The following is a 16,182-nucleotide window of genomic DNA, read 5'->3' as shown; positions in this document are numbered from 1 at the left end:
CAGATCAGGCTCCGCACCTCGGCAACAGGGTCTTCATGAGGTTGCGGCTGGTCATTCATGGTAAAAATAAGCAACCTATTTGGTTCGTTTTACTCATTCGTCTTGGGAAACCTGGCGACGTCAGCAGCCAGCCAGACAATAGCGGCCGTCACAAGGAAGCCCGCCACCGCGCGAAAGCCTGCTCGCGCTGCAGATACAAGTGTTGCGCCATGGCGAGGCTGATCGATTCGAAACGCAGCACCTCGCCAGGCGCACACTGCGCAACCCGGGGCAGGTCGACGCTGGCCACGTGGGCGATCTTCGGATAACCGCCCGTGGTTTGCCGATCTGCCATCAACAGGATGGGCTGGCCATCGGGGGGCACCTGGATCGTGCCCAGCGTGACGCCTTCGGAAATCATGTCGAAGGGGTGACGGTACTGGAGCGCCGGACCAAACAGGCGTAGCCCCATCCGATCCGATTGCGCCTCGACCCGAAATCCCGCACCCACGAAAGCCGCCTGTGCCGCCTCGCCAAATAGACCCCATTGCGGCCCGGCCATGACCCGCAGCGAACCCTCGGGCCAGATACGTGGCGCCACGGGCCCGGCAGGATGCAGGCGCGCGCAATCAGCCCGCTCAAGGCGGGTCTGCTCGGCGCTCGTCGCGGCCGCGGTGGGCCGCACGGGCAGCACATCCCCTTTTTCCAGCGCGCGGCCATGCAGCCCGCCCAGGCCAGAGCGCACGTGCGTGCTGCGGCTGCCCATCTGCGGGGCCACGGCGAACCCGCCGCGCACAGCCAGATACGCCCGCACCCCGGCCCTGCGAGGCCCAAAATCGAGTTGCGCCCCCGCACGCACCACCAATGCGCGGTTCAGCGGCACGGGCCGCGAGCCGATGCGAGGCGCCAGGTCCGCGCCACAAATGGCCATGACCAGGGCGTGCCGAAAGCGCAGGCTGGGCCCCACCAAGGTCATCTCCAGCGTGGCCTCGGTGTCGGCATTGCCCACCAGGGCATTCGCACAGCGATGCGACCACGGATCCATGGCGCCGGCCACGACCACCCCATAGCGCTGCCAGCCCCAGCGACCCAGATCCTGCAATTGCGACAGAGCACCTGATTTCAAGACATCGATGCTCATGGCGAGCCTTTCAGGTCGGCTGGGGCCACCGGCACAAATCGGACCCTATCGCCCGGTTGCAGGGTGCAGGGCTCGGCTCGGCGCACGTCGAACAGCGCAAGCGGCGTGCGGCCAATCAAGTGCCAACCGCCGGGCGACTCGAGCGGATAAATGCAGGTCTGGTCATTGGCGATGGCCACGCTGCCCGCGGGTACACGGATGCGTGGCTTGCTGCGGCGCGGCACGCGCAGCTGAGGATCCAGGCCGCCAATGTAGGGCAAGCCCGGCAGAAACCCCAGCATGTAGACACGATGGGGCGAAGCCAGATGGCGCTCGACGACTTGCTCAGGCGTCAGCCCACACAGGCGGGCCACTTCAGGCAGATCCGGGCCGAAGTCGCCGCCATAACAGACCGGCATATCGACCGTGCGCACCGTCAGACCCGACCCACGGCTGTCTTCGATATCCAGCAAGGCTTCGATCTGGCGACATAAATGGTCGTAGGGCAGACCGTCTTGTGCAAAGCATTCGGGCTGGTAGTGCACGCTGACCGTGGTGAATGCCGGCACGATGTCCCGCACCCCGGGGACGGCCGCTTGCAGCAACCGCTGGGCGGCACCGTGCACCCGCTCATTGATGTGCACATCCACCCGCTGGCCAAATGTAATGATCAGGCAGCAGTCACCCGCCGGGGCAATAGTCCAGTTTCGATCAGACGCCACCCACATGCTCCTTTGAGTTTCAGGACCGGTCCGGGCCCTGTGCGAACCCCGGTGCGGCTGGGCTAACATTACACCATTGCCATCATCAGGCCGCCCGCCCCGGTGGGGATCATGAAGAATCGTTACTCGCTGCTCGACATCGTACGCCACGGCCTGCGCCACAACGCGAACTGGGGTGCCGCGTGGCGCACGCCCGAGCCCAGGAAAGCGTACGACGTGATCATCGTGGGCGCAGGCGGCCACGGCCTGGCCACCGCCTATTATCTGGCCAAAGAGCACGGCCTGCGCAACATCGCCGTCCTCGAGAAGGGCTGGCTGGGTGGCGGTAACACGGCACGCAACACCACCATCGTGCGCTCCAATTATCTATGGGATGAATCCACCCAGCTGTTCGAGAAATCCATGCAGCTCTGGGAAGGCCTGTCGCAGGCGCTCAATTACAACGTCATGTTCAGCCAGCGCGGCGTCATGAATCTGGCCCACACGCTGCAAGAAGTCCGCGACACGCAGCGGCGCATCAACGCGAACCGATACAACGGGGTCGATGCGCAGTGGCTCACGCCCGAACACATCAAGGCCCTGGTGCCCGGCATCAACCTGCAGGCCCGTTACCCTGTGCTGGGCGCGTCGTTCCAGCCGCGTGGCGGGGTGGCCCGCCACGATGCCGTGGCCTGGGGGTTTGCACGGGCCGCGGACAGCCTGGGCGTGGACATCATCCAGAACTGCCCGGTCACCAACATCCGCCTGCGCGACGGCGCTGTCGAGGGCGTGGACACCGGCAAAGGGTTCATCCGTACCCAAAAGCTGGGGGTGGTGGTGGCTGGCCACTCCAGCGTGCTGGCAGACATGGCAGGCATCCGCTTGCCCATCGAAAGCCATCCCCTGCAGGCGCTGGTGTCCGAACCGCTCAAGCCGTGTATCCACACCGTCATCATGTCCAACACCGTCCACGCCTACATCAGCCAGTCCGACAAGGGCGACCTGGTCATTGGCGCCGGCATCGACGCCTACCTGGGCTATGGCCAGCGCGGCAGCTACCACAGCATCGAGCACACCTTGCAGGCAATCGTCGAGATGTTCCCCAACCTCAGCCGCGTGCGCATGAACCGGCAATGGGGCGGCATCGTCGACGTCTCGCCGGATGCCAGCCCCATCATTTCCAAAACGCCCGTCAAGGGGCTGTATTTCAACTGTGGCTGGGGGACGGGCGGCTTCAAGGCGACCCCAGGGTCGGGCTGGGTCTTTGCCCACACCATCGCCCATAATGAACCCCACCCCCTGAATGCCGCTTTTTCCCTGGATCGCTTCTACACCGGCCACCTGATCGACGAGCACGGTGCAGCGGCGGTGGCCCACTGACCGGAGGTCCCATGTTGCTGATTCGATGCCCATGGTGCGGCGATCGGGCCGAGAGCGAATTCTCCTATGGCGGCGAAGCCGACATCCAGCGCCCCGCCAACCCCGCCAATCTGTCTGACGAGGCCTGGGGGGATTACCTGTTCATGCGCCGCAACCCTTGCGGCCCCCTGCGCGAACAATGGGTGCACGCGCACGGCTGCCGGCGCTGGTTCACGGTCGAGCGCGACACGCAAAGCTATCGTTTTTCGGATGGCGCCGAACACGCCGGCAAGGATCCCGCATGAACGAATCTTTTCGCCTGCCCACGGGCGGCCGTATCGACCGCAGCAAGGTGCTGCGTTTTGAATTCAACGGCAAGGCCTACACCGGCCATCCGGGCGACACCCTGGCCTCCGCGCTGCTGGCCAACGGCGTGCACTTCGTGGCGCGCAGCTTCAAATACCATCGGCCACGGGGCATCCTGACGGCGGGGGTCGAAGAACCCAACGCCATCGTGCAGCTAGAGCGCGGCGCCTACACCATCCCCAATGCCCGGGCCACCGAAGTCACCCTCTACGAAGGCCTGCGCGCCACCAGCGTGAACGCCCGGCCCAGTCTGGAAAAAGACCGCCTGGCCATCCTGCAGCGGCTGGCGCCATTCCTCGCAGCCGGCTTCTACTACAAGACCTTCATGTGGCCGCGGCGCTGGTGGGGCCGCTACGAAGAACGCATTCGTGATGCGGCAGGGCTGGGCACAGCGCCCAATCACGAGGACCCGGACCACTACGACAAGCGCTTCGCCCATTGTGACGTGCTGGTGGTGGGCGGCGGGCCCGCCGGCCTGGCGGCCGCCTGCAGTGCGGGGCAGGCCGGCGCGCGCGTCCTGCTCATCGAACAGGACGTCGAGCTCGGTGGCAGTCTGCTGTCCCGGCCCGCCGAGATCGACGGCAGGCCCGCCGAAGACTGGCTGCAGGCCCGGCGCGCCGAACTGCGGCAGATGCCCGACGTTCGCGTCCTGCTGCGCACCTCGGTGGCTGGCTATCATGACCATGATTTCGTGGTGGCCTGCGAGCGTTGCCACGACCACCTGCCGGTGGACCAGCGGCGCGGGGTGCGCGAGCGGCTCTGGAAAATCCGCCCGCGGCGCATCGTGCTGGCCACGGGTGCGCACGAACGGCCACTGGTGTTCGGCAACAACGACCTGCCCGGGGTGATGCTGGCCGGCGCCGTCTCGGCGTACATCCATCGCCATGGGGTGCTGGCCGGGCGAACCGCCGTCGTCTTCACCAACCATGACGGTGCCTATCAATGCGCCATCGATCTGCGACGCGGCGGGGCCCAGGTGGTGGTGGTCGATCCGCGCCCGCCTGGGCAGGGCTCGCTGCCCGCCCAGGCAGCCACATTGGGCATTCCCATCCATCGCCATACCGTGGTCGCCGCCGCCCATGGCAGCCGCCACGTCAAGGCCGTTCGGCTGCAAGGCTACGAACCGGGGGTTTCGCCCAAGGCGCCAGGGCCATCCACCGTGATCGCCTGCGACCTGCTGGCGATGTCGGGCGGGCTCAATCCGGTCGTGCACCTGCATGCCCAGGCGCGTGGGCGGCTGCGCTGGGACGATGCCCAGGCCTGCTTCGTGCCGGTCACCGATCCCGACAGCCACTATCGCAGCGCCGGTGCGGCCTGTGGCGTCTTTAACCTGCAACAAGCGCTCGACCAGGGGGTAACGGAAGGCCGGCAAGCTGCGGCGGCCGCCCTGGGCGCGCCGCCCGCAACACCCGAACCGCACTGGCAAGCCGTCGATGCCGCCTGCGATCCCCTGCTGCCACTCTGGCTCTCAGGCCCGGCCGAGCGGGCGAACCGCGGGCCCAAGCAGTTCATCGACTACCAGAACGACGTGCAGGTGGCCGACATCCTGCTGTCGGTGCGCGAAGGGTACCGATCCGTCGAGCACGTCAAGCGCTATACCTCCATGGGCTTTGGCACCGACCAGGGCAAGCTGGGCAACATCAACGGCATGGCCGTGCTGGCCACGATCCTGGGCCAGGGCATGGCCGAGACCGGCACGACCACCTTCCGTCCAAACTACACGCCCATCAGCTTCGGCGCCATCGCGGGGCGCGAACTGGGCATCCATTTCGACCCCGTGCGCAAGACCAGCGTCCATGCCTGGAACGAAGCCGCCGGCGCACTGTTCGAAGACGTCGGGCAATGGAAGCGGGCCCATTATTACCCCCAGCCGGGCGAGACGCTCGATGCAGCCGTCGCCCGGGAATGCCTGGCGGTGCGCCAGGCGGTCGGCTTGCTGGACTACGCCACGCTGGGCAAGATCGACGTCCGCGGGCCCGATGCCGCTGAATTTCTCAACCGCATGTACGTCAACACGTTCACACGGCTCGAACCGGGCCTGTGCCGGTATGGCCTGATGCTGGATGAAAACGGCATGGTGATGGACGATGGCGTGATCCTGCGCCTGGCCCAGGATCATTTCCTGGTCACGACCACGACCTCCGGTGCCGCCCGCGTGCTGGCCTGGATGGAGCGCTGGCTGCAAACCGAATGGCCCGACCTGCAGGTATTCCTGACCTCGGTCAGCGACCAGTACAGCGTCGCCACTGTTGCCGGACCCTACGCCCGCAAGGTGTTGCAGGCCGTCTGCGACGGCATCGATTTTTCACCCGCGGCCTTTCCTTTCATGCACTTCCGCGAAGGGGCGGTGGACGGCGCGGCGGTGCGCGTCCTACGCGTCAGTTTTTCGGGCGAGCTGTCCTATGAGATCTATATCCCGGCCAATTGGGGCCGGCATCTCTGGGAGCGCCTGATGCAGGCGGGCGCGCCCTACGGCATCACCCCCTACGGCACCGAGGCGATGCACGTGCTGCGCGCCGAAAAAGGCTACATCATTGTCGGCCAGGATACCGACGGTTCGGTCAGCCCAGTGGACCTGGGCCTGGGTGGCATGGTCTCGAAGACCAAGGATTTCCTCGGCAAGCGCTCACTCGAACGCAGCCACACGGCCGGCGCGGGGCGCAAGCAGCTGGTGGGCCTGCTCGCCGAAGACCCGCGCCAGGTCCTGCCCGAAGGGGGGCAGATCCTCGACGGCCCCACCACCGCGGTGCTGGCCGACATGCAGGGCCACGTGACCTCCAGCTACCTGAGCCCAACGCTGGGGCGGTCGATCGCGCTGGCGCTGCTACGTGACGGCCATGCCCGGCACGGCCAGACCGTGACGGTCGCCACCGCCCAAGGGCCCTTCATGAACGCACGCGTGTGCGCCCCTGTCTTTTACGACCCCGACGGAAAACGCCAGCATGTCGACTGAATCTCATTCCCGCAGCGCGCTGGCCGATCTCTATTTGCCAGGCGAAACATCGCTGCAGCGGGGCCACCACGAACGCGTCCTGCTGGCCGAATGTCCCGACGTGGCGCTGGCCATCCTGCGGCTGCCGGCACAGGCCGGCACGGCACACCAGGCCATCGCCGAGGCCGTCGGCGTCCCGCTGCCGAAGGTACCCAATACGGTCGGCAGCCGGGACGGGCTGACGATCCTGTGGCTGTCGCCCGATGAATGGCTGCTGCGCGCCGACCCCGCAGCAGGAGCAGACTGGGCCGCGCGCTGTGAAACCGCCCTGGCCGATCAGAACTGGTTTGCCGTCACCGACCAAAGCAGCGCCTACAGTGTCCTGCAATTGGCCGGACCGCAGGCCCGTGACGTGCTCAACGCCGGCTGCCCGCTGGACCTGCACCCCCGGGCGCTGGCCCCCGGGCAGTGTGCCCAGACGCTGTTCTTCAAGTTTTCCATCGTGCTGCGCCCGCTGACTGCCGCCGGCGATGCCTGGGAAGTCTTGGTCAGGCGCAGCCATGCGGACGCGCTGGTCCGCATGGTGCTGGCCGATGATTACTTCTTGTAGTCGACCAGCTTGCCGTCCTTGACGATGACATGCCGGTAGGTCTCGGTCTTCTGCATGCCGTCGTCGTCGAAGGCCTTGTCGCCGGTGATCCCCGCGTAATTCTGTGATACAGGGATCAGCGCATCACGGATCGCGTCGGCCGTAGCGGCCTTGGCCTGCTCCATGGCCAGGGCGACCAGCATGGCGGAGTCGTAGGAATAGCTGCCGAACACGCTGGTGGGGTCCTCGCCGAATGCCGCCTTATAGGCCGCCGCGTAGGCATCATACGCCGGTCCGGCCGTGCCCGGCTCGAGCCCCTTGATGCCCTCGACGATCTGCGGGGTTTCCTGGATGTCGGAGATCCACAGCGACGGGTAGTCGGCATACCAGTTGCTGACGTCGATGCCCTGCTGATAGGCCTCCTGCAGCATCAGTCGGGCCTCGGCGCCGTAGGCCGTGAAGAACACGCCATCCGGATTCTGTGACACGGTGCGGCGCAGATCCGCGTTGTAATCCGATTTGCCTTCTTCGTAACGCACCTTGGTGACGCACTCGCCCGTCTTCGTGTTTTCCAGCTGCTGGCAGGACTGAATTTCCATGCCCACGCCAAACGGGTTGTTCGTGGCCAGGTTCGCGAACTTCGAACCTGCGCCATCCTCGACGGCAAAGTCGGCCAACGCCCGGCCCATGAGATCATCCAGGCCCATGACGCTGAAGAGATAGGGTCCGATATTGCGCAGTTCAGGCGACGTGGACGACGAGCAGATCTCCACCACCTTGGCTTGCTGCGCAAACTGCCCGGTGGGCACGCAGACCCCGCTGGACAATATGCCCAGGACCACCGGCACCTTGTCGACGTTGACCAGCTTGCGCATGGCATCCAGCGCGGACGCCGGGCGGGATTCGGTGTCTTCGATGATCAGCTCGATCTTGCCGCCCAGGGTTTCGGGGCCCACCTTGACGGTGCTGCCATCCTTCAGGGGGATCTCGAAGCCCTCGTTGATGCGCTGCACAGCCAGCTGGACGCCGCGCGAAATGTCCTTGCCCTGGATGGCGCTGGTGCCGGTCAATGGCACCAGCACGCCGATCTTGATGTCATCGGCCAGGGCAGGCGTCGCCAGGCCCGCCAGAAAGAGCGCCGTCGTGGCGCCGGCAGCGAGTTGAAAGATTTTTTGCTTCATGGTTGTCACCTCCGTCTGAGACTGGATTATCAGGTGGCTGCGGGTGCAGCCTGGCCACCAGGCCAGGTCGACCTGTGGCTGTTGCTCACGAACCTAGCTTTTGGCTGTTCCCAGATAGGCCTCGCGAATTTTTTCATCCGTCAGGATCCGGCCGGCCGGGCCTTCGAAGGCGTTGCGGCCATCGGCCAGGACGATGCCGAATGTGGATGATCTCAGGGACAGTTCAGCGTTCTGCTCGACGATCAGTATCGTCCGCCCTCCCTGTGCGTTGATTTCCTTGATTTTTTCGAAGACCTCGGCCGCAATGCGGGGCGACAGCGCCGCCGTGGGCTCATCGAGCAGCAGGAGCCGCGGGTCTGTCATCAGTGCGCGCGCCAGGGCCAGCATCTGGCGCTCGCCGCCGCTCATGGTATGCACGCTCTGGCGCCGCCGTTCGGCCAGCCGCGGAAAGCGCTCGTACTGCAGGGCAATGCGCTGGCCCAGCAACGGGCGCTCGAGCGTATAGCCGCCCATCTTGAGGTTTTCTTCGACCGTCAGCGACGGGAAGACATTGTCGAGCTGCGGTACGAACGCGATGCCGCGGGTGACCCGCACGTGCGCCGGCAAATGCGTGATGTCGGCGCCGTCGAAATGCACCTGCCCGGTCCGGGGCGCCAGGTACCCCATCAAGGCCTTGAGCAGGGTGGATTTCCCGGCGCCATTGGGCCCGATGATGGTCGTGATGTGGCCCTCGGCCACATCCACGCTCACACCATGCAGGATCTCGGTGTCGCCATAACCCACGGTCAGGTTTTCTGCGGTCAGTATCCCCATTATGTATGCTCCTGCACATCGGCGGCCACGACCGTGGCGATCTCGGTGTCGGGGTCCAGCTGCCCCCCCGCGGCGATGTAGGCCCGAAGGACGTCCTCGCGCGCCAGCACGGTTTCTACTGGGCCTTCCGCCAGCACCTGGCCCATGTCGAGCACGCAGATCGTGTCGCACAATTCGCGGATCACCGCCATATTGTGCTCTATGATCAGGAAGCTCTCGCCCTGGTCCCTGAGCTTCTTGATGACCTCTACGATGTCGTCGATCAGCCTCGGATTGACGCCGGCCACGGGCTCGTCGAGCAGAATCAGGCGCGGCTTGGCCATCAGCACCTGCACCAGCGCCAGCAATTTCTTCTGACCGCCCGACAGGCCGCCAGCCAGCTCGTTGGCGTGATTGTGCAGCCGGACCATCTCGAGCAGGCCCCAGGCGCGCTCGAGATTGCGTTTTTCTTCTTGTGCGACCGCGCCCGGCTTGAGCGCCGCCATCAGTACGCTTTCACCCAGTTGTTGTTTGGCCCCCAGCAACATGTTCTCCATGACCGTCATGCGCTGCGGGTTCAGGGTGATCTGGAAGGTACGACACAGCCCCATGCGCGCGATCTTGTAGGGCTCGCGGCCCTCGATCGGCTGGCCGGCAAACGTGATGCGGCCCGACGTCGGCCGAAGAAAACCCGAAATGATGTTCACCAGCGTGGTCTTGCCCGAGCCATTGGGCCCGATCAGGCCGGTGATCTGGCCTTCTTCCGCCGTCAACGACACGTTGTTGAGGGCAATCAGGCCACCAAAATGGCGTGAGACCTTGTCGACTTCAAGCAGCATGGCGATCTCCGGTCGAAGGCGTCAGCAGCCGCTCCGGCCTGGGGTAGCGACGCCGGCGCTCGGGCACCAGGCCGCGGGGCAGGTACAGAATGACGAGTATGATCAGGACGCCGATCAGAACCATGCGCAGCGCGGCCACTGTGGCCGAGTATTCCGATGGCACGTGGATGAAACGCGTGGAGTTGTAGATGACTTCGATGACCAGCGTGCCCGCCAGCGCGCCCAGATTGTTGCCCGGCCCGCCCATGATGACCATGGCCCAGATCAGGAACGTTTCCAGGGGCATGAAGAAGCGCGGATCGATGAAACCCACGAAATGGGCATACAGGCTGCCGCCGGCGGCGGCAATCGCCCCGCCGATCACGAGCGACCAGATGCGCGCATTGCGTACGTCTTTGCCCAGGGCCCGCGCGACTTCATCGCTTTCGCGGATGCCCTTGAGCAAACGCCCGTACGGCGAGCGATCCAGCCAGGTCACCAGCACGTAGGCCGCGGCCACGCACACGATCACCAGCGCCAGGTAGAAGTAACCATAGGCGTCCGTAGAGAAGTAATCCCGGAAGGGCCCCGGAATACCGGAAATGCCGTACGACGCACCGACATATTCGCTGCCCAGATTGGTGTTCAGGAAAATCATGCGGATGAGCTCGGCAGCCGCCAGGGTCGCAATCGCCCAATAGTCTTGGCGCAAATCGCCGATGGGCAGGGCCATCAGCGCCCCGAGCACGCCGCCCGCCAGGATGGCGAGAACGAACCCCACCCCCACGGACCAGCCCAGGATGGCTGTTGCGATGCTGGAGAAGTACGCCCCCACCATGAAGAAAGCGACCTGTCCGAAGTTGACGAGGCCCGTCTGCCCGTACTGGAAATTCAGGCTCAGGGCGATCAGACCGTATATGCCGACGATGGTCAGCAGGTAGACAATGAAATCGATCATCAGGAACGCCTCCCCAGCAACCCGCGCGGGCGCACGAGCAGAATCAGGATAAGAATGACAAAGGCAATGCCGGTCTTGTAGCCCACTGGGATATACAGGTCGGAGGCGGCAGTCAGCCCCGTCAGCTGCAACAGGGGCGCCCAGTTGATCGCCAGGCCGACGTTCTCGGCCAGGGCGACGATCACGGCACCCAGCACCGCCCCATACACGTTGCCGATACCGCCCACGATGGCTGCCGCAAACACCGCCACCATGATCTCGAAGCCCATGCCGGACTGGATCTGTGCCACCAGGCCCAGCATGATGCCCCCCAGAGCACCCAGCGCCGCGCCGATGAACCACACGATCCGTATGATGCGTTCGGTATAGATGCCGCTGGCTTCGGCCAGGGGCGGATTGTCGGCCGTGGCCCGCATGGCGATGCCCAGCTTGGTGCGCGTGAGCAGCAAATGGAAGGCCAGCATGGCGAGTACGGCCGCAATCAGCACGGCTGCGCCGGACGGTGAGATCCGGCCCCCCCAGAACACCCAGGGGCGGGTCAGCGGCAGGGGAAACGAGCGCGCACCCGCCCCCCAGATGGCCTGCACCCCGTACTGCATGACCATGCCCAAGCCAAAGGAGGCGATCATCAGAATGGCCGCCGGGCTGCTGCGCAGCCGCGCGAACACCAGCCGGTCGCTGAGCACCCCCAGGTACCCGGTGACCAGGCAGGCCACGACGACCCCCACCAGGATGGCCCAGCCGATTGGCAGAGGCACGACCAGGCTGATGCTCAGGGCGATGAACGCGCCCACCGTGCCGAACTGGACATGCACGAAGCTGGCGAACCGGAGAACGTCGTAGACCATGGTGAGGCCTACGGCAATCAGGGCCAGTTCAGACGCCCTGATCAAGCTGTCGATGATGACCTGAAACAAGAGACGCCTCCGATGCTAGGAAAGGGGTTGATGGGCCAGGGCACACCGTGCCGCTGCAAGATCCCAGGCGGCACACCCCACGGTTTTGAAAACCACGGGCCCGGAAGGTGACCGATCAGCCAGCAGATCCGTGAGCGGCCTTACCGTGGCCCAGTCGATGCCGGCCTGGAGGTAGTCACCGGCCTCATGGCGGGCCCCTTCGACGTCATCCACGTACAGTTGGCTGCCATCCAGGGTTCGGGGCCCGATTTCGGCCAGGTCTTCACGGTACGCACCGACGGCAATGACGTGCCGACCCGGCCGTGCCGGCATGTCATAGACCGGCGTGGCGCTGGTGGTGGCGGTGATGACCAGATCCGCCTCGGCGCCGACTTGATCCACCGCAACGGCCCGCGGGTGGCCGCAGGCCTGCACGAACTGTTCGGCCTGTGCCAGAGTGCGCCCAACGACGTAGACCTGGGCCGCCGGATGCAAAGCCTTCAAGGCCGCCACGTGACCCATCGCCTGGGCGCCAGTGCCGAAGACCACCACGTGCCGCGGGCCCTGGGGCCAAAGCCGGCTGAGCCCCAGCATCGACACCGCCACCGTGCGACGCAGCGTCACGGTGGGCCCATCGAGGATCAGGCGGATGACGCCCGTACGGCCATCGCTTACGGACACCACGCCATTGATGGTGGGCAGCCCCTGCGCCCGGTTCTCTGCAAAGACATTGACGAGCTTGTGCACGCCGATATCGGCGGCCGTGGCCGGCATGGACAACAGCACGCCGGCACCGGGATACGGCACCACTTGACGCGCAGGCGCCTGTATGGCCCCGGCCTGCATATCTGCCGCGGCCTGTGCCAGCGCCTGCATCAGGTCGCGCCAAGGCAGCAGGGCCGCCGTCTGGGCCGCGCTGCAAACGGAAGGATGGGGATTCATGGGTGACTGTGTGGGCATGGAGAACGGGCCTTGGTCGGAACCATCAGGTCAGCTGCGGGCTGCGAGTCAGATCGGGGGTGGTACTCACCCAGAGGACCTGGGCGTCTTCTTCACCGATACTGATGACGCGATGGCCCATGCGGCTGTCTATATAAAAACCCTCGCCTTCGTTCAGCGTGATGGAGCGGTAGAACTCGGTCTGCAGTTCGATGCAGCCCCTGAGCACATACACGAACTCTTCGCCGTCATGGCGGCTCCAGCCTTCGTCCTTGTGCAAACGATGCTTCTTGACACGGGTCACGAACGGCATCATGCGCTTGTTGGCCAGGTGCGAAAACAACAGGCGGTGGTGATACAGCGGCGTGTCGTGGATTTCGCCGTGGCCGGCACGCTCGATGCTCCAGCGGCCGGCCCCCATGTGGGAATGCGCATTGACGAACAGTTCGGCCACATCCACCCCCAGGCCATGAGCCAGACGCAGCAATACGTCATAGGTGGGCGAGAGCTGGCCGTTTTCGATCTTCGACAGCGTGGACGTCGAAATCCCGCTGGTCGCGGAGACCTGGCCCTGAGTGAGGCCATGGCGCTGGCGCAGGAATTTCAGGCGCTCGGCAAGTGCCGATTTCTGCTCTTGGGCCACGGCATCGCTCAGTTCGGACTCGGGTAGAAGAGCACTGGTTTTCATGATGAATACTTCAAACGACGTTTATTTCGACAAGGGGTTGATCATCCAGTATGCGCTGCCAGCCCAGCCGGCCCAGATCCAGCGTCTGGTAGCGCCCGGTCGTGATGAGTTCGGACAGCGCCCGCCCGATGGCGGGCGCCTGCTGCATGCCATGGCCGCTCAGGCCATTGGCGAAATACAGATTGGCCCAGGCTGGGTGCAGACCAATGATCAGGTTCTGATCGAACAGGTTCATGTCGTAGTGCCCCGCCCAGCTGCGCTGGCAACGCAGCGCCTCGAAGGCCGGCACGCGGGCGGCCAGCGTGGGCCAGAGCACGTCTTCGAAGAGTGTGTGCTGTACCTCGAAATCCGTGGCATCCGGATCCTGATCCGCCGGCGGTGCGACCCCCATGATGAAACCCTGACCTTCGGGGCGGAAATAGGCGCCGCTGGGGTCGATCACCATGGGACAGCCCGGTAATGGATCCGGGCATTGCACATAGAACACGCTGCGCTTGCGCGCCCGCACGGGCAGATCGATGCCCAGCGGCACCACCAGGGCGCGCGCCCCTGTGCCCGCTGCATTGACCACGGCACCACAGGCCAGCTGCCGGCCATCATCGAGCGTCACGGCCCCCACCCGCCCCGCGGATGCCTGCAAGCCAACGACTTTGGCCTTGATGTACTGTACCCCTTGGGCCACGGCCTTGCGCCGCAGGCCCTGCATCATGGCATAGGCATCCAGCCAGCCTTCGCCGCTGACCCCCAGGGCGCCGGCGGCAAGATCATCGACCACGAGCCACGGGAACCGATCCTGCAGCTGCCGCGTGGACAACAAGGCGATGTCGGCGCCCAATTGGGTTTGCAGTGCCTGGTTTTGCCGCAGGGTGGGCAGGCCCTGCTCGGTGGCCAGGAACAGGTAGCCGCCTTCATGAAAGGCGGGATCGGGTGCCGAGCCATCGACCGCCATGAGCGTGGCGAAATCCCGCAGAAACTGCGTGCCGAACAGCGACATGCGGATGTTTTCGGCATTCGAGAACTGGTGCCGGATGGACGCGGCCGACAGCGCCGTGGCACTGAACTGGTAGCTGGGATCGGGCTCGACCACCGCGATGCGCCCCGAGAAACCGGGGTTCGCGCTGAGAAAATAGGCCGCCGAGCTGCCTATGGCAGCCCCGCCCACGATCACCACATCGAACTGCTGCTGATCCATCAAACCCTGCCGCCCTTCAATCAGACAGCACCTATTGTGATTTGAAAGTTTTTCAAATTCTTTAGGTATTTTCCCTAGAAGAAAAAGTTTTCCAATTCAGGGAGCCGTGATATGCTGTTTTCCATCGTGGATCATTCTTTATGTCAGGAGTCCTGCGTGAACACTCAAGAACTGCTGCAATCGCTGGGTGTACCCGGCACTGCGCTGACGGGCGGCCCCTTGGCCGTGCACTCCCCCATCGATGGCAGTCAGATTGCCGCCGTACACACCCAGGCCGCAGCCGAGGTCCCGGGCATCATCGGCCGGGCCCAGGATGCTTTTCTCCAGTGGCGCAGCGTGCCGGCCCCCCGTCGTGGCGAACTGGTGCGCCTGCTGGGCGAAGCACTGCGAACCCACAAACAGGCGCTCGGGCGCCTGGTCTCCATCGAGGTCGGCAAGATCCCGGCCGAAGGCGAAGGCGAAGTCCAGGAAATGATCGACATCTGCGACTTCGCCGTCGGCCTCTCGCGCCAGTTGTACGGCCGCACGATCGCCTCCGAGCGTCCGGGTCACCATATGCTTGAAACCTGGCACCCTCTGGGGGTGGTGGGCGTCATCACGGCATTTAATTTCCCCGTGGCGGTCTGGTCGTGGAATACGGCCATCGCGCTGGTCTGCGGCAACCCCGTCGTCTGGAAACCGTCCGAAAAGGCGCCCCTGACGGCGCTTGCCTGCCAGGCTATTTTCAATGACGTATGTGCCCGCTTTGGCGAAGACGCGCCCAAAGACCTGCTCCAGGTCCTGATGGGCCGGCACGACGTCGGCGAAGCACTGGTCGACGATCCCCGGGTTGCCCTGGTCTCGGCCACGGGCTCCACCCGCATGGGGCGTCAGGTGGGCACCCGCGTGGCGCAGCGCATGGGCCGCAGCCTGCTGGAACTGGGCGGCAACAACGCCATCGTGGTCGCGCCCTCGGCCGACCTGGCCATGGCCACGCGGGCCATCCTGTTCGGCGCCATCGGCACCGCCGGCCAGCGTTGCACGTCCACGCGGCGCATCATCGTGCACGAATCCGTGGCCGATGACTTGCTCGCCCGCCTCAAAAAGGCCTATGCCAGTGCAACGGTCGGCAACCCACTCGATGCCGGCACCCTGGTCGGCCCGCTGATCGACCAGGCCGCCTACGACGGCATGCAGCAGGCGCTGCAGGCGGCGCGTGAAAGCGGGGGTACCGTGACGGGCGGCGAGCGCGAACTGGCCGACCGCTATCCCGATGCCTGGTACGTGCGCCCGGCCATCGCCGAAATGCCGGACCAGGTCGGCCCAGCCTGCACGGAAACCTTCGCCCCCATCCTCTACGTGATGCGCTATCGCGATTTTTCCGAAGCCATCGAGATGCACAATGCCGTGCCACAAGGCCTGTCATCGGCCATCTTCACAACCGACCTGCGCGAGTCCGAGACCTTCATCAGCGCCACGGGGTCGGACTGCGGCATCGTGAACGTCAATATCGGCACCTCGGGCGCCGAGATCGGCGGCGCATTCGGTGGTGAAAAAGAAACCGGCGGGGGTCGCGAATCGGGTTCGGATGCCTGGAAGGCGTATATGCGCCGGGCCACCAACACCATCAACTACTCACGCGAACTGCCCCTGGCACAGGGCATCCACTTCGGCGACGACTGAACCGCCCCCT

General features: G+C 65.1%; 15 protein-coding genes. 5 read left to right on the top strand and 10 right to left on the bottom strand.

Going from position 1 to position 16,182, the window contains the following annotated elements:
• Positions 1–148 precede the first annotated feature (148 nt).
• Together WCZ84_RS11165 and pxpB are read right to left on the bottom strand one after the other, a co-directional pair.
• Entirely contained in the window at positions 149–1,120 is a 972-nt protein-coding gene (locus tag WCZ84_RS11165; RefSeq protein ID WP_372686353.1) for a biotin-dependent carboxyltransferase family protein, read from the bottom strand.
• Complete coding sequence (gene pxpB / locus WCZ84_RS11160) at positions 1,117–1,821, bottom strand: 5-oxoprolinase subunit PxpB (RefSeq protein WP_372686352.1); 705 nt, start codon at positions 1,819–1,821, stop codon at positions 1,117–1,119. The genes WCZ84_RS11165 and pxpB overlap by 4 nt, the downstream gene beginning before the upstream one ends.
• A 111-nt stretch (positions 1,822–1,932) precedes the next feature.
• Between pxpB and WCZ84_RS11155 the strand changes: the two genes are divergently transcribed.
• Genes WCZ84_RS11155 through WCZ84_RS11140 form a run of 4 tightly spaced genes read left to right on the top strand, consistent with a single transcriptional unit; the run spans position 1,933 to position 7,067 of the window.
• A complete protein-coding gene (locus tag WCZ84_RS11155) occupies positions 1,933–3,180 on the top strand; it encodes a sarcosine oxidase subunit beta family protein (RefSeq protein ID WP_372686351.1) in 1,248 nt (415 codons plus the stop codon).
• Between the two features lie 11 nt (positions 3,181–3,191).
• Complete coding sequence (locus WCZ84_RS11150; protein WP_372686350.1) at positions 3,192–3,464, top strand: sarcosine oxidase subunit delta; 273 nt, start codon at positions 3,192–3,194, stop codon at positions 3,462–3,464.
• The gene (locus WCZ84_RS11145) at positions 3,461–6,478 is read left to right on the top strand and encodes a sarcosine oxidase subunit alpha family protein (protein ID WP_372686349.1); all 3,018 of its coding nucleotides are present in this window, start codon (positions 3,461–3,463) and stop codon (positions 6,476–6,478) included. The genes WCZ84_RS11150 and WCZ84_RS11145 overlap by 4 nt, the downstream gene beginning before the upstream one ends.
• The gene (locus WCZ84_RS11140; RefSeq protein WP_372686348.1) at positions 6,468–7,067 is read left to right on the top strand and encodes a sarcosine oxidase subunit gamma; all 600 of its coding nucleotides are present in this window, start codon (positions 6,468–6,470) and stop codon (positions 7,065–7,067) included. The genes WCZ84_RS11145 and WCZ84_RS11140 overlap by 11 nt, the downstream gene beginning before the upstream one ends.
• On the opposite strand, the gene WCZ84_RS11135 is transcribed toward WCZ84_RS11140, so the two are convergent.
• The 8 genes from WCZ84_RS11135 to WCZ84_RS11100 form a co-directional block, all read right to left on the bottom strand.
• Positions 7,055–8,227: an ABC transporter substrate-binding protein gene (locus WCZ84_RS11135; protein WP_372686347.1), complete on the bottom strand. Its 1,173-nt coding sequence runs from the start codon at positions 8,225–8,227 to the stop codon at positions 7,055–7,057. The two genes, WCZ84_RS11140 and WCZ84_RS11135, sit on opposite strands and share 13 nt — an antisense overlap.
• Before the next feature lie 93 nt (positions 8,228–8,320).
• Complete coding sequence (locus tag WCZ84_RS11130; protein ID WP_372686346.1) at positions 8,321–9,040, bottom strand: ABC transporter ATP-binding protein; 720 nt, start codon at positions 9,038–9,040, stop codon at positions 8,321–8,323.
• A complete protein-coding gene (locus WCZ84_RS11125; RefSeq protein ID WP_372686345.1) occupies positions 9,040–9,858 on the bottom strand; it encodes an ABC transporter ATP-binding protein in 819 nt (272 codons plus the stop codon). The genes WCZ84_RS11130 and WCZ84_RS11125 overlap by 1 nt, the downstream gene beginning before the upstream one ends.
• Entirely contained in the window at positions 9,848–10,795 is a 948-nt protein-coding gene (locus WCZ84_RS11120; protein WP_372686344.1) for a branched-chain amino acid ABC transporter permease, read from the bottom strand. Before WCZ84_RS11120 ends, WCZ84_RS11125 begins: the two co-directional genes overlap by 11 nt.
• Positions 10,795–11,712 (bottom strand): branched-chain amino acid ABC transporter permease, encoded by a 918-nt coding sequence (locus WCZ84_RS11115; RefSeq protein WP_372686343.1) that lies wholly within the window; start codon positions 11,710–11,712, stop codon positions 10,795–10,797. The genes WCZ84_RS11120 and WCZ84_RS11115 overlap by 1 nt, the downstream gene beginning before the upstream one ends.
• Before the next feature lie 15 nt (positions 11,713–11,727).
• Positions 11,728–12,651 (bottom strand): delta(1)-pyrroline-2-carboxylate reductase family protein, encoded by a 924-nt coding sequence (locus WCZ84_RS11110; protein ID WP_372686342.1) that lies wholly within the window; start codon positions 12,649–12,651, stop codon positions 11,728–11,730.
• Positions 12,652–12,676: 25 nt separating this feature from the next.
• Positions 12,677–13,318, bottom strand: a complete 642-nt coding sequence (locus WCZ84_RS11105; protein WP_372686341.1) for a helix-turn-helix domain-containing protein — start codon at positions 13,316–13,318, stop codon at positions 12,677–12,679.
• Between the two features lie 10 nt (positions 13,319–13,328).
• Positions 13,329–14,510 (bottom strand): NAD(P)/FAD-dependent oxidoreductase, encoded by a 1,182-nt coding sequence (locus tag WCZ84_RS11100; protein WP_372686340.1) that lies wholly within the window; start codon positions 14,508–14,510, stop codon positions 13,329–13,331.
• A 111-nt stretch (positions 14,511–14,621) separates the two neighbouring features.
• On the opposite strand from WCZ84_RS11100, the gene WCZ84_RS11095 reads away from it, so the two are divergent.
• A complete protein-coding gene (locus WCZ84_RS11095) occupies positions 14,622–16,172 on the top strand; it encodes an aldehyde dehydrogenase family protein (protein WP_372686339.1) in 1,551 nt (516 codons plus the stop codon).
• Positions 16,173–16,182 lie beyond the last annotated feature (10 nt).

The organism is Castellaniella sp., assembly GCF_041675725.1.
Lineage (GTDB): Bacteria > Pseudomonadota > Gammaproteobacteria > Burkholderiales > Burkholderiaceae_B > Castellaniella.
This window is presented reverse-complemented; position numbering and strand designations above follow the sequence as displayed.

Bases quoted from the DNA above. Each gene is read 5' to 3' on its own strand.
- WCZ84_RS11110 (WP_372686342.1), bottom strand. From the start codon at position 12,651: ATGCCCACACAGTCACCCATGAATCCCCATCCTTCCGTTTGCAGCGCG.
- WCZ84_RS11100 (WP_372686340.1), bottom strand. From the start codon at position 14,510: ATGGATCAGCAGCAGTTCGATGTGGTGATCGTGGGCGGGGCTGCCATA.
- WCZ84_RS11165 (WP_372686353.1), bottom strand. From the start codon at position 1,120: ATGAGCATCGATGTCTTGAAATCAGGTGCTCTGTCGCAATTGCAGGAT.
- WCZ84_RS11095 (WP_372686339.1), top strand. From the start codon at position 14,622: ATGCTGTTTTCCATCGTGGATCATTCTTTATGTCAGGAGTCCTGCGTG.
- WCZ84_RS11140 (WP_372686348.1), top strand. From the start codon at position 6,468: ATGTCGACTGAATCTCATTCCCGCAGCGCGCTGGCCGATCTCTATTTG.
- WCZ84_RS11135 (WP_372686347.1), bottom strand. From the start codon at position 8,227: ATGAAGCAAAAAATCTTTCAACTCGCTGCCGGCGCCACGACGGCGCTC.
- WCZ84_RS11125 (WP_372686345.1), bottom strand. From the start codon at position 9,858: ATGCTGCTTGAAGTCGACAAGGTCTCACGCCATTTTGGTGGCCTGATT.
- WCZ84_RS11145 (WP_372686349.1), top strand. From the start codon at position 3,461: ATGAACGAATCTTTTCGCCTGCCCACGGGCGGCCGTATCGACCGCAGC.
- WCZ84_RS11130 (WP_372686346.1), bottom strand. From the start codon at position 9,040: ATGGGGATACTGACCGCAGAAAACCTGACCGTGGGTTATGGCGACACC.
- WCZ84_RS11105 (WP_372686341.1), bottom strand. From the start codon at position 13,318: ATGAAAACCAGTGCTCTTCTACCCGAGTCCGAACTGAGCGATGCCGTG.
- WCZ84_RS11155 (WP_372686351.1), top strand. From the start codon at position 1,933: ATGAAGAATCGTTACTCGCTGCTCGACATCGTACGCCACGGCCTGCGC.
- WCZ84_RS11150 (WP_372686350.1), top strand. From the start codon at position 3,192: ATGTTGCTGATTCGATGCCCATGGTGCGGCGATCGGGCCGAGAGCGAA.
- WCZ84_RS11120 (WP_372686344.1), bottom strand. From the start codon at position 10,795: ATGATCGATTTCATTGTCTACCTGCTGACCATCGTCGGCATATACGGT.